The 12,943-nt window shown below is 38.4% G+C and carries 12 protein-coding genes; 5 read left to right on the top strand and 7 right to left on the bottom strand.

The genetic code is table 11. From position 1 onward, the window contains the following. Nucleotides 1-301 precede the first annotated feature (301 nt). Complete coding sequence (locus MW688_RS14640) at nucleotides 302-544, top strand: AbrB/MazE/SpoVT family DNA-binding domain-containing protein (RefSeq protein WP_486736753.1); 243 nt, start codon at nucleotides 302-304, stop codon at nucleotides 542-544. Then, nucleotides 538-882, top strand: a complete 345-nt coding sequence (locus MW688_RS14635) for a type II toxin-antitoxin system PemK/MazF family toxin (protein WP_486736752.1) — start codon at nucleotides 538-540, stop codon at nucleotides 880-882. The genes MW688_RS14640 and MW688_RS14635 overlap by 7 nt, the downstream gene beginning before the upstream one ends. A 257-nt stretch (nucleotides 883-1,139) precedes the next feature. On the opposite strand, the gene MW688_RS14630 is transcribed toward MW688_RS14635, so the two are convergent. From MW688_RS14630 to purC, 7 genes are read right to left on the bottom strand one after another with little or no spacing between them, the layout of a single operon-like run. Continuing rightward, the gene (locus MW688_RS14630; RefSeq protein ID WP_486736751.1) at nucleotides 1,140-1,931 is read right to left on the bottom strand and encodes a hypothetical protein; all 792 of its coding nucleotides are present in this window, start codon (nucleotides 1,929-1,931) and stop codon (nucleotides 1,140-1,142) included. A gap of 46 nt (nucleotides 1,932-1,977) precedes the next feature. Beyond that, nucleotides 1,978-3,153 (bottom strand): lipid-A-disaccharide synthase, encoded by a 1,176-nt coding sequence (gene lpxB / locus MW688_RS14625; protein ID WP_486736750.1) that lies wholly within the window; start codon nucleotides 3,151-3,153, stop codon nucleotides 1,978-1,980. Between the two features lie 13 nt (nucleotides 3,154-3,166). Further along, complete coding sequence (gene lpxA, locus MW688_RS14620; protein ID WP_486736749.1) at nucleotides 3,167-3,961, bottom strand: acyl-ACP--UDP-N-acetylglucosamine O-acyltransferase; 795 nt, start codon at nucleotides 3,959-3,961, stop codon at nucleotides 3,167-3,169. A gap of 15 nt (nucleotides 3,962-3,976) precedes the next feature. Next, nucleotides 3,977-4,414 (bottom strand): 3-hydroxyacyl-ACP dehydratase FabZ, encoded by a 438-nt coding sequence (gene fabZ / locus MW688_RS14615; protein ID WP_486736748.1) that lies wholly within the window; start codon nucleotides 4,412-4,414, stop codon nucleotides 3,977-3,979. Nucleotides 4,415-4,450: 36 nt separating this feature from the next. Further along, complete coding sequence (gene lpxC, locus MW688_RS14610) at nucleotides 4,451-5,275, bottom strand: UDP-3-O-acyl-N-acetylglucosamine deacetylase (protein ID WP_486736747.1); 825 nt, start codon at nucleotides 5,273-5,275, stop codon at nucleotides 4,451-4,453. Nucleotides 5,276-5,279: 4 nt separating this feature from the next. Further along, nucleotides 5,280-8,258, bottom strand: coding sequence for a BamA/TamA family outer membrane protein (locus MW688_RS14605; RefSeq protein WP_486736746.1), 2,979 nt, complete (start codon nucleotides 8,256-8,258; stop codon nucleotides 5,280-5,282). An 11-nt stretch (nucleotides 8,259-8,269) separates the two neighbouring features. Beyond that, nucleotides 8,270-9,007, bottom strand: coding sequence for a phosphoribosylaminoimidazolesuccinocarboxamide synthase (gene purC / locus MW688_RS14600; protein ID WP_486736745.1), 738 nt, complete (start codon nucleotides 9,005-9,007; stop codon nucleotides 8,270-8,272). Nucleotides 9,008-9,085: 78 nt separating this feature from the next. Between purC and MW688_RS14595 the strand changes: the two genes are divergently transcribed. From MW688_RS14595 to MW688_RS14585, 3 genes are read left to right on the top strand one after another with little or no spacing between them, the layout of a single operon-like run. Continuing rightward, entirely contained in the window at nucleotides 9,086-9,358 is a 273-nt protein-coding gene (locus MW688_RS14595; RefSeq protein WP_486736744.1) for a DUF7219 family protein, read from the top strand. Nucleotides 9,359-9,370: 12 nt separating this feature from the next. Continuing rightward, nucleotides 9,371-10,687 carry a nucleoside recognition domain-containing protein gene (locus MW688_RS14590; RefSeq protein ID WP_486736743.1) on the top strand — a complete coding sequence of 439 codons (1,317 nt, stop codon included), beginning with the start codon at nucleotides 9,371-9,373 and terminating at the stop codon, nucleotides 10,685-10,687. Between the two features lie 8 nt (nucleotides 10,688-10,695). Then, nucleotides 10,696-11,775, top strand: a complete 1,080-nt coding sequence (locus MW688_RS14585) for a glycosyl transferase (RefSeq protein ID WP_486736742.1) — start codon at nucleotides 10,696-10,698, stop codon at nucleotides 11,773-11,775. Nucleotides 11,776-12,943 lie beyond the last annotated feature (1,168 nt).

Below are 12,943 nucleotides of genomic sequence, written 5' to 3'. Positions count from 1 at the left end.
CATCCCAAGGCTTGCGCCCATCCCAAGGCTTGCGCCCATCCCAAGGCTTGCGCCCATCCCAAGGCTTGCCTCATATCTTGCACTCCTAAAAAAGTACTAAATAGGCCAACAAGGGAGAACCAATTTTTAAGCGCGATCGCATTAATTCTCTTACTCATTACTTCAAAACTCATTACTTCAAAACTCATTATTCATCCACCACAAGTAACTTTGGGTAAAGATGCAAGATCTGAGTTAGTTCAGATTAAAAGCTGGTTTATGGTATAATCATTGTATAAACATTAATGAGTAGCTCAACAAAATGACAACTCAAAAACTCACCAAATGGGGAAATTCCTTGGGTATTAGATTACCTCAAGAAATTATCAAACAATTAGGATGGCAAGAAGGCGTTAAAGTCACTTTATCTATGAAGGATGACTGTGTTGTTCTGTACGCAACTAAACCCAAATATCATCTTGAAGACCTCTTAAAAAATTGTCAACCTGAACACCAACATGAGGAAATTGATTGGGGAAAAGCAGTAGGAGAAGAAAATTGGTAACGATTGACGGTAAAATTCCTGAAAGAGGCGATATTATTCGATTAGAACTTAATCCTCAAACAGGTAGTGAACAAGCAGGATATCGTCCCGCTCTAGTAATTTCACCTTTGGCTTATAATCGGATCTCGAAACTGATTTTAATTTGTCCGATTACCAGTCGTCAAAAAAATTGGCCTTTTGAAGTCAATTTATCTTCTTCCTTGCAAACTTATGGAGTAATTTTAGTTGATCAAGTCAGAAGTATTGATTGTCAGGCAAGAAAAGCTCATTTTGTAGAAAAAATCCCTCCTGATACTATGGATGAGATTTTAGCACGATTAGAGACGTTATTGACTTAATTTAGGTTCCATGAGAGATTATACTATACTCTTTAAAGAAGTGCTTCATTCTGGATTTTAAGTTTATGACACAAGCTGTTGTGGCGGCTCGCGGTGGTAAAGTGCGCTCCTTCTTTGCTTCCATCCACTAATATTTGTTCTCATGAAGAGGACTTTTTAAAAGCGGCCTAATTTTAGGGCTTGATGGAAGGGGGTTGTTTTTCTTCTTTTTTACACCCCTTGAATGCTTACGATCGCTCTTCTACCCCCCTTAACGCTTACAAATATTGTTGATAATGAGTATTTTGTAAAATCTTAGCAACTTCTTCATAGTTTTCTATAATATCTACCAGTTTCTCTGGCAGTATTTTCTTTTGATTTCCGGTTACTGATATTTTTTCTACCTGGAGAAAATCAAATATCTTGTTATTAATTTCTGCTTGTGATTCGGGATTAGCAAAGTAATTTTCATAAGCTATATTTAAGACTTTATTCTCAGGTAATTCCTCAATCATCTCGAATTGCTCTTTTTTTTCTGCGGCAAATAAGTCTAATTGTGATAAAAGTTCTTCGGGAGGTAAATAAATTTTTTTAATCTTTTGAGCAGATTCAGACTTGTCTGTGATAGCGACAATGTTAGTTTTTTGTAAGGATTCTAAGGAGATTAATCTTTTCAGATGGTTTTCTCTATACAAGTTAATCACTAGTATGTCTCTTTTTTTGAAATAGTCAAGTATTCCTCTTTTTTTAAAGTTAATGGAAAAATCTTTGATGCCAATGGTTTTAATTTGCTGATATGACTTCCAATTGGGCTTATTTTTTTTCTTGAGTTTGCTATAGGCTGAATAAACTTGAGCAAGATTAAAAAAAGTTTTACTTTTATATATATAGTCTAAGTAAGCCTCATAGTTATTTTTATTAACTAAGGGCAAATTATTATAAATTTGATAAACTACTGTCCATTCTCCTAAAACTTCTCCATAATTAGTAATGTGTGGATGTAAGTTGAGAAGATTAGATAAATAGTTACTGCCACTGCGACCATTCGTTAAAATAATATGTTTAAACATTATATTTCTGGTTATCTCTATTTTTAGTTATTTTATACTTAGTATGCTAGAGTTTAGCGCCTAGGGAGATAAAATCGAAAATCGCTAACGCTGCGCGATCGCACACTCCCACTTCTCCTAATAGTTGGCGCATTTCTTGATAATCGCGGTGAATTTGTTCTCTTCTTTGGGGATTATCTAAAATATCCACGGCTTCTGCTACTATATTTTCACTGGTAGCTTTTTCTTGGAGTAATTCTGGGACAATTCCTCGATTCATCACTAAATTTGGGGGTGACATAAAGGGTATTGAAAAATTTAACAAATTACGTGCTAACCATATAGTTAGAGGGTGAACTCGGTAAATAACTATTTGAGGAATATTGAGTAAGGCTATTTCTAAATTAACTGTACCAGATTTAGTAATGGCCAAATCGGCAGCAGCGATCGCTTCTAGAGAGTCACCATCAATGATACGACCATTAATTTGATATTTATCAATAGCGTGAGTTATGGATGGGTGATATTTACTCAAAGATAGAGGGATTAAATACTCAACTTGGTTATGAAGATGTTTTTGAATAGCGGCGGCGGCGGTAAACATCACTGGGAGAATGTATTTGATTTCCTGTTGGCGAGAGGCAGGGAGTAAAGCAATTACAGTATTTTCCGGTTTAGTTGCTAATTTTGAGCGAGTTTTTTGGGGAGATGGGGGATTTTCCAGGCGGTCTAAGAGAGGATGACCCACCCAATTTACTTTTACACCTAATTTTTGATAGAAATCTGCTTCGGCGGAAAAAATAGCCAACAGATAATCAGTAATATTCACTAATTGACCCAAATTAGTAGTTTTAGGGGACCATACCCAAGCTTGAGGGGCAATATAGTAAATGATGGGTATCTGAGGTTGACTGCGGCGTAAATAGCTACCTACAGCTAAATTAGGACCGAGGTAATCTATTAAGATAACTACATCAGGAGGATATTTTGTTAAATAAGCTTGAACTTGACGTTGAATTTTCCAAGTAGGTAAAGCAAAAGAGAGAGATTCAACAATACCCACTGAACCGATACTGCTGGTATCATAGATTAATTTAGCACCCTGGGCCGCCATTTTGGGTCCTCCTAGGGCGACTATTTCTAGAGAGAGATTCTGGTGAGTAGCTTGGCGATAGAGAGACTCTACTAACATTGCCCCTTGTAAATCGCCGGAAACTTCCCCAGTACTAATAAATATACGCATTGTTAGTTATAGTTTATTTACCTGGAATTGGACCTCGTCTACCACTAACGGTAGTAGACTGGTGTAAAAACTTAGTTAAGTGGGAAATTGCCGCTAAATCACTCAGGGTAGATAGCTGTTCTAAAGCTTGATTGAAGGTATATTCAGAGTTATAGAGAAGACGAAAAGCCTCTTTTAGGAGTTTAATTTCATCATGTGCTATACCAGTACGTTTTAATCCCACAAAATTAAGGGATCTAACTCTACCGGGATTACCTTCTACTAGCATGTAGGGGGGGACATCGCGATCAATACGACTCATACCTCCCACCATAGCTAAAGTACCGATATGGACAAATTGATGGACACCGAGGACACCACCAATTACTGCTTTAGATTCTATGGAAACATGACCTGCTAAGGCTACATTGTTGGCGATGACTACTTTATTAGCGATCGCGCAATTATGGGCCACATGAACGTAAGCCATCAAGAGATTTTGGTCTCCGATTACTGTCACTTCACCTTCTGCGGTAGCGCGATTAACGGTTACATACTCTCGGATAATATTGTTGTTACCGATTTTTACACTAGATTTAGCGCCGCGATACTTGAGGTCTTGTGGTTCTAAACCGATAACTGCGCCGGGGAAGATGCGATTTCCAGAACCAATGCTTGTTGGACCACTAATAATTACATGGGGACCAATTTTACTGTTGGCACCGATGGTAACATCTGCTTCAATTACACTATAAGGACCAATAGTAACATTAGGTCCTATTTCCGCTTGAGGATGAATAACTGCTGTAGGATGAATTAGAGTATTCACGCTTAATTTCTCCAATTATTCAAGCACAGAAAACAACATTTCACCTTCGATAACCACTTGACCGTCTACTGTGCCTTTTCCTTGCATTTTAGCAATACGATTCATTTTCAATGATATAAGTTCTACCGTCATAATTAGTTGGTCGCCGGGAGTTACAGGACGACGGAAACGCATTTTATCGATACCTGCAAAGCCAAAGAATTTACCTGTTAAATGAGGCATTTTCATGAGTATGATACCACCTACTTGGGCCATTGCTTCTACCATCAACACTCCTGGCATGAGGGGACGTCCTGGAATATGTCCTTGAAAAAATTCTTCATTGTAGGTAACATTTTTTAACCCCACGGCTTTTTTTTCTGGTATGTATTCAATAACGCGATCTACCAAAGAAAAGGGATAGCGATGGGGTAAAAGCTGTTGAATTTCTTCTAGGGTTAAAACTGTTTTCATAATATTTTATCAACTCACATATTATTAATTATTTTTTTATTCATTATTAAGAACTCGTGCCAATTCAACGTGTAATTGATGGCTGGCTTTGTAAGCAAGAAAATGGGCTTTCGGGATAATTCCCAGTAAACTCAAATCTCCCACTAAGTCTAAAATTTTATGACGAACTGGTTCATTAGTAAATCTCAAAGGTGGATTTAGCCACTTTTGTTGATCGCAAACCAAGGCATTATCTAGACTTCCCCCTTTTATTAAACCTGATTTTTGCAATTGTTCAATCTGACTTGCTAAAGCGAAAGTTCTCGCGGGGGCGATCGCCACGGCAAAATTTTCTTTTTTAGGGTTCCAACTATACCATTGACTCCCTATCGCTGCCGTAGGAAAGTCAATTCCGTAACTAAAGATAGTTTCCGTTGCTGGTAATGCGGCTACAAAAGAATCACCATGTTGTTGCCAAATTGGTTCTCTCACATCTATTTCCCTTTGGGGTTTTCCTGGTATAGATTGTAACCCCACCCCAGCGATTTCTTCACTCCAGTTTTGGGCAGATCCATCTAATAGGGGTAATTCTGGACCATCTATTTCGATGCGGGCGTGATTTACCCCCATTGCCTCCAAAGCTGCTAGGAGGTGTTCCACCGTTCTCACACTACCAGTTTCTCCGGCTAATTCCGTCGATAAGACTGTTTGTTTAACTGCGGTAATATGTGCCGGGATTAGGGGTTGTTGGGGTAAATCTACGCGCACAAAATAGCGACCATTCCCCTCTAAATCTGGTAAAACTCTCACTTGAGTTGTTTCTCCTGAGTGGAGACCAACTCCTTGACAAGCAAAAGCTGCTTTCAGTGTTTGCTGCTGCATAAGTTTAGAATCTTTCCCCAATACCAAAATGAATTGTACTATCACCCGAGTCATTTATCCCATAGTCAATACGAATTGGACCTAGGGGTGATTGAACCCTAATCCCAAAACCGTAACCGTAACCACTTCCCGGCAGTCCTCTGATTTTAGCGGGATCTCCCGGTACCCCACTACTAGTCCCTAAATCGGTTCCGGCGTCGAAGAATAAAGCACCACCTACGATAGCTACGATGGGAAAGCGGTATTCTATTGTACCCTGTAGGTAGCTACGAGAACTAGATAACTCTCCTTCCCCATAACCTCTAACGGAACTACTGCCGCCTAGTACAAAGGCTTCGTAGGGGGGTAAATCCCCGAGAATTGTACCTCCTTGGACATTAAAGGCGAAGGCTTGGGGTTTCCCCTCCATAAACTCAAATCGGAGTATTTTAACTGGTATATAGTAACTATAACTAGCTCTGGTGAGGTTAAATAAAATATTACCAGAACCGAGGGGAATACTCTGCTGCATATTCAATCTTAGTACAGATCCGCTAGTTGGTTGTAGAGGATCGTTACGAAAATCTTGAGAGGCGCCAAATCTTAGTAAAAAGAGGTCATCAATACCACTATCACTAAAAGCTAAGTTAATGGAATCATCTTCAGGACGGGCTTCTGGTGCCAAATCTCCGTCTGCATTCCTTACGGTTACATGTTGGTATTGGAAGCCTGTGGATAGGGTCCATTTAGGTCTATCATAGGGAGTTGGTGCCAAGGGACGGGTAAAGACTACCCCTCCACCAGTTCTAACTATTCTTGGGCGGTCATCCCCGTCTGCCGTTCTGATGGAGGTATCATCTCCATCATATACTAGGGAGATAGACCGACGCCGGAAACCGTTAACTGTATAGGAAGTTCTATAGGGGTCTCCTTTTATCCAAGGATTGGTAAAGTTGACATCAAATAGTAAATCTCTTGTCCCTACTTGTATTTCAGATCCGAAAATTAAATTTCTGCCACCGATATTTTGTTGTTGATAGCTAACTGTACCAAATAACCCAGTAGCTGAACTGATACCTGCCCCGGCTGCCACTGACCCTGTCCTACTTTCGACTACTTCTACATTGACAACTACTTGGGATGGGTCACTTCCGGGACTAAAGGAGAGGCGTATATCTTCAAATAAGCCTAAACCGAACACTCTTTGTAGGTCTCTTTGGGCGATATTGCGATTAAATACGTCTCCTGGTTTTAATTGTACTTCTCTTGTAATTATATAGTCTCTAGTTCTCCCATCTATGGGTTCATTTTCTTCATCAAAAAATTGTACTTGTACATCTTCTATGACCCCCTCTGCCACAATCAGAGTTACTACCCCATCTGGTGAAACTTCTGGTGCTCCTACAACTTGTGCTAAATCGTATCCTTGATTAGTATACCATTCGTTGATTTCGTTGATTCCTGCTTGTAATTCTCTTAAGTTGAGAATTTGACCGTATTGAGGGGCAAAAATCTCCTCTATTACTTCTGATTCTATTACTCTCCCTTCTTGTGCTTCGGGAATTGTTTGTATAACTACTTCGTTTAAAATAGGATTAGCTTGTACCTCGAAGATTAAACGCACTCCTAAGGGGGTATCGGCTACATCTACCTCTACTTCTGAGAAAAACCCTGTTACATAGATGGCGTTTATATCTGCTTGTACTTGGGATCTGGTTGTGGTTCTTCCTGGTCTGGTTTGAATAGTATTATATATTAATGTTTCTAATTCTCCATCTACCCCAACTACGTCTACTTCTGCTACTAGTACCCGTGGTTCTTGAGTAGGTGGTGATGCTTCTGGGTTAGTTGGAGGTGTAGTTTGAGAGATAATTAGTAGGGGTGATTTAGTGATTTTTTTAGCTTCTGTTTTAGGATTTATGGCTATTTGATTATTTCTTTCTTCCCTAGGGTATTGAGAGGCTAAGGTATTTTTAGGGGATGTTTCTGGTAAGTTAAGACCAACAATGGTTTTTTCTGCTTCTTTAGCTTCTGTTTGAGGATTTATAGTTATCTGATTATTTTCTTCTTCCCTAGGGTATTGAGAGGCTAAGGTATTTTTAGGGGATGTTTCTGGTAAGTTAAGACCAACAATGGTTTTTTCTGCTTCTTTAGCTTCTGTTTGAGGATTTATAGTTATCTGATTATTTTCTTCTTCCCTAGGGTATTGAGAGGCTAAGGTATTTTTAGGGGATGTTTCTGGTAAGTTAAGACCAACAATGGTTTTTTCTGCTTCTTTAGCTTCTGTTTGAGGATTTATAGTTATCTGATTATTTTCTTCTTCCCTAGGGTATTGAGAGGCTAAGGTATTTTTAGGGGATATTTCTGGTAAGTTAAGACCAACAATGGTTTTTTCTGCTTCTTTAGCTTCTGTTTGAGGATTTATAGTTATCTGATTATTTTCTTCTTCCCTAGGGTATTGAGAGGCTAAGGTATTTTTAGGGGATATTTCTGGTAAGTTAAGACCAACAATGGTTTTTTTAACTTCTGTTGGAGGATTTATAGCTATCTGGTTATTTCTTTCTCCTTCCCTAGGGGATTGAGAGGCTAAGGTATTTTTAGGGGATATTTCTAGTAAGTTAGCTGAAACAATGGTTTTTTCTGCTTTTTTAGCTTCAGTTTTCCCGGTGATGGCTAATAGGTTGTTTTCTTCTCCCTGAAATTGGTTATTTAAAGAACCTTGAAACTGAGGCTCATTATTAACAACTACATTGGGTAAATCGAGAGAGTATTGGAGTTGTGTTTTTATAGATAGGTTAAAGTTGAAACTGATAGGAGTGGAAAAATCAGTTTCTTTTAAAGGTTTAGCTGGGTTAAATATTTCGCCATAGCTAGGTTTAGCTTGAATAGTAACCAACAAGCTAGTTGAAAACAAGAGATATAAATATATTTTTTGACTAGAAAATTTGAACACTTCCACACACCATAGAGAAATTTTTAGAATAGCATAATCGTAAAGGGTCAAGTTCAAGTTAACTAGTTAGAATAATTGGTTTTTTCCGTAACTCTAGCCATAACCTGTTGATAGGCAGCTTCAATTGCCCCCAAATCTTGACGAAAACGGTCTTTATCTAAAACACGCGCGGCAGTATCTGCCTCTTGATTATCCCAGAGACGACAAGTATCTGGACTAATTTCGTCGGCGAGAATAATTTGGTTTTGGTTATCAAACCCAAACTCTAATTTAAAATCTACTAGGGTAATTTGACAACTTGAGAAAAATTCTTGTAAATGTTGATTGATTTTTAAAGCTAAAGCTTCTAAAGTGGCTAATTGTTCTGGTGTAACTAATTTTAGAAGCAAAAGGCGATCGCGAGTTAAGAGAGGGTCTCCGAGTTGATCATTTTTAAGATAGAATTCTACTAGAGGATGAGGCAAAATTTCCCCCAATTTTAACCCTGTTTCTCGACAAAGGCTTCCGGCAGCAATATTTCTGACCACTACTTCCACAGGGATAATTTCTACAGATTTAACTTCCATTTGATTGGGAGCAGTTTGTTTAAGATAGTGATTGGGTATGCCTTGAGCATTTAACCACTGAAATAACTTAGCTGACACAGTACAGTTAACCTCGCCTTTGCCTTTGATGGTGCCTCGTTTTTGGGCATTAAAAGCGGTGGCATCATCTTTAAAATAAGTAAGTAAAACATCCGGTTGCTGAGTTTGATAAACTATCTTAGCTTTTCCTTCATAAAGTTTTTTTAATTCTGACATAAGCAATTTACCTAAATTTATGATTAACTCAATTATCTGTTATCGTTGCCCTAGAAAAAAATAAATCACTAAAAAATCATGGTAGAAGATAAAAATCAAGAAAACAATAAAGATAATTTTATTTATCCAAAAGTGCCTTATCATGGTCAAATTAAACCAGAAAATTTGGTTTTGAATGCTAATTTACAAGAATTTGCTCACAAAGTCACGTATATTTGTAATTTAGAAACCAATGGTAAGCTCTCCACTGTTGAAGCTTATCAAAGAATTAAACAACTATGGAAATCTCTTCGTCAAAGTAAAAAAAATCTTGGCGTAGGAGATGACCCATTTAACAATGAAAATCTATGATTAACTAAGAGAATGACGCAAAAATTTACTAATCAAGCTAAAAATAGCGTGATTAACTCGATTTTTATGGCTTTTCTGGTAGTAGCGATTCTAGTAGGAGGTTATACCAATCGCCTTTCAGAAGTTAGCGAAGCTAGTTTTGAATCAGCGAAAACAGCAGTAAATTTAGCTATTAATCTGGTGGGGGTCATGGCTTTATGGCTAGGATTAGTAAGGGTGTTAGAGGCAGGGGGGTTGATGTATACTCTAGCCTTTTGGCTAAAACCATTGATGTTGAGGTTATTTCCTGAGGTGCCTGCCGATTCTGGGGCGATGGGAGCGATGATTTTAAACTTTGCGGCTAATTTACTGGGATTAGGTAACGCGGCTACTCCCTTGGGAATTAAGGCGATGATAGAGTTAAATAAACTTAATCCTTCTACTAATACGGCTACTAATGCGATGTGTTTATTTTTGGCGATTAATACCTCTAGTATTACTTTGTTTCCCCTTACGGTAATCGGTATTAGAGCCGCAGCTAATAGTAGTAACCCGGCGGCGATTTGGCTACCTACTCTCCTTTCTACTATAACTTCTACTGCTGTGGCAGTTGCTGTCTGTTTTTGGTTTACGAGAAAAAATCAGACAATTAGGGTTATTGATGTTGATGGAAATTATGAGGAAGAAGAAAGCGCCATAATTACAGAGAATAGTTATAATCATTTACTCTATAAACCCGATAAAATAGGGGTATTTTTAGCTATTTTCTTTATTTTGGCTTTTTTGGGAGCTGCTTTTAAACATTTACAGGAGAATAACTGGTTAGTTTGGTCATCTATTCTTTCCGATTGGTTGATTCCTGGGTTAATATTGTTAATTGTTGCCTATGGTTTAGCTAGGGGGGTAAAGGTTTACGAAGCTGTCACAGAAGGGGCAAAACATGGCTTTGACATTGCTATTGGGATTATTCCTTTTTTAGTGGCAATTTTGGTGGCAATCGGTATGTTTCGAGCTTCTGGGGCGATGGATTTATTTATAGAGTTAGTCAATCCGGTTACTAGTTGGTTGGGAATGCCTCCAGAAACTCTACCAATGGCGCTGATTCGCCCTCTTTCTGGTGGAGGGGCTTTGGGGGTTATGAGTGAAATAATTGAGGGTGGCCCGGATTCCTATTCAGCTTTTGTGGCTTCGACGATGATGGGGAGCACAGAAACCACTTTTTATGTGTTAGCTGTCTATTTGGGGTCAGTGGGAATTACTCGCTCTCGTCATACTTTGGTGGCTTCTTTACTTGCTGATGTGGCAGGTATTCTTTCTGCTTGTTTTTGGTCAAATATTTTTTATGGTTAAATTATGTTATGTCTTATCCAGTTCTATATTTAGCAATCACTAATCATGGTTTTGGTCATGCTGTGCGTATTTGTTCTGTGGCTGGCTTAATTAAGAAGTTATATCCAGAGATTTTATTAATTGTAACGACTAAGGCCCCTCGGTGGCTCATAGAGTCTTATATCCAAGGAGATTTTATTTATCGCCCTCTCAGTTTTGATGTGGGTGTAATTCAATCAGATAGTATCAATATGGATAGAGAGGCGACTTTAGAGAAAATCAAAGAATTAGCTAGTAAGCAGCAGGCAACTATCAGCAATGAAGTTACTTATTTAAACAATAATCGTGTGGGTTTAGTTTTAGCTGATATTCCCGCCCTGGCGGCGGTAATAGCCCGAAATGCTGGGGTAAAATGTTGGATGATGAGTAATTTTGGCTGGGATTTTATTTATAAGCCGTGGGGAGGGGAGTTTATCGAGATTGCTGAGAGGATTAGTGAAGCTTATCAGCAGTGTGATTTATTGTTTCGTTTACCTATGTCAGAATCTATGAGTGCTTTTTCTCATGTCATTGATGTGGGTTTGACTGGGGGCACTCCTGCCTATTCTACTGCTCAATTAAGAGAAAAATTTGGTTTACAGGCGCCAAAAGAAAAGACTGTTTTACTTAGTTTTGGCGGTTTGGGGTTAAAAAGTTTACCCTACCACAATTTAAGTAATTTTCCCGACTGGCAGTTTATTGTTTTTGACTCTAAGGCGCCAGATTTACCCAATTTAGTGAAAATTACTGATCATATATATCGTCCAGTTGATTTTATGCCTATTATAGGGCGTGTGGTTTCTAAGCCGGGTTATAGTACTTTTTCTGAGGCTTTACGTTTAGATTTGCCGATTGTTACTCTCACTCGTGAGGGATTTGCAGAATCAGCTTTGTTGTTATCAGGGATTCAAGAGTATAGTTTTCACCAAATTATTACTCCTACTGAGTTTACTGAGGGTAACTGGGATTTTCTCCATCAGCAACCTTCTCCTCCTCGTCAACCTAATTCTATCGTTAAAGATGGTAGTGAGGTGATTGCTAAGGCTGTTGTAGATTATTTTAAAAATTAAACCTTAGATTATTTAGCCAGTAGGTTGATGTTACGCAAATCTTGAAGTTTTAGTTAATAAAACATTCAATGAAACTGCAACAAATATAGAAAGAAAAAAAGAAGAGGAAGAATAGCAGCTTAACTCAGATCTTGCACCAAAGCCCAAAAGTTGCTGGTTGTGTTTGAGTAATGAGTTTTGAAGTAATGAGTTTTGAAGTCTTGAAGCTATAGCAATGAGCGTTGTACTGTTAACAATATTTATATTTACAGATCCCCCCAACCCCCCTTACTAAGGGGGGCTTTTCATCATTTTTGTCAACATCTATTGGCGAGCTTGCTATAGTAGGTTGGGCCCTTGGTCACGAAACCCAACAATATGGCGCGTTACACGAATGTTGACGCACCCTACAGTGTCAACGCTCAAGCCCTAACTTTTCCTAGTTATCGAGGATGAATTCAGATATTTTGAGATTATGGGATTATAAACTCATAACGGTGCGTTACATTTCATTAACGCACCCTACAGTGTCAACGCGATCGCCCTAACTTTTCTTAGTTATCGAGGATGAATTCAGATATTTTGAGCTTATTTGGTTACAAATTTATTGACGGTGCGTTACATTTCATTAACGCACCCTACAGTGTCTGGGGCGATCGCCCTAACTTTTCTTAGTTATCGAGGATGAATTCAGATATTTTGAGATTATGGGATTATAAACTCATAACGGTGCGTTACATTTCATTAACGCACCCTACAGTGTCAACGCGATCGCCCTAACTTTTCTTAGTTATCGAGGATGAATTCAGATATTTTGAGATTATGGGATTATAAACTCATAACGGTGCGTTACATTTCATTAACGCACCCTACAGTGTCAACGCGATCGCCCTAACTTTTCTTAGTTATCGAGGATGAATTCAGATATTTTGAGATTATGGGATTATAAACTCATAACGGTGCGTTACATTTCATTAACGCACCCTACAGTGTCAACGCGATCGCCCTAACTTTTCTTAGTTATCGAGGATGAATTCAGATATTTTGAGCTTATTTGGTTACAAATTTATTGACGGTGCGTTACATTGTAGGCTTCGCACCCTACAATGTAGAGGCGATCGCCCTAACTTTTCTTAGTTATCGAGGATGAAGTCAAATATTTTGAGCTTATGGGATTATAAACTCATAA

The organism is Johannesbaptistia floridana (assembly GCF_057440575.1).
Note: the sequence above shows the minus strand (reverse complement) of the source record. Positions and strands in the feature narration are given on the sequence as shown.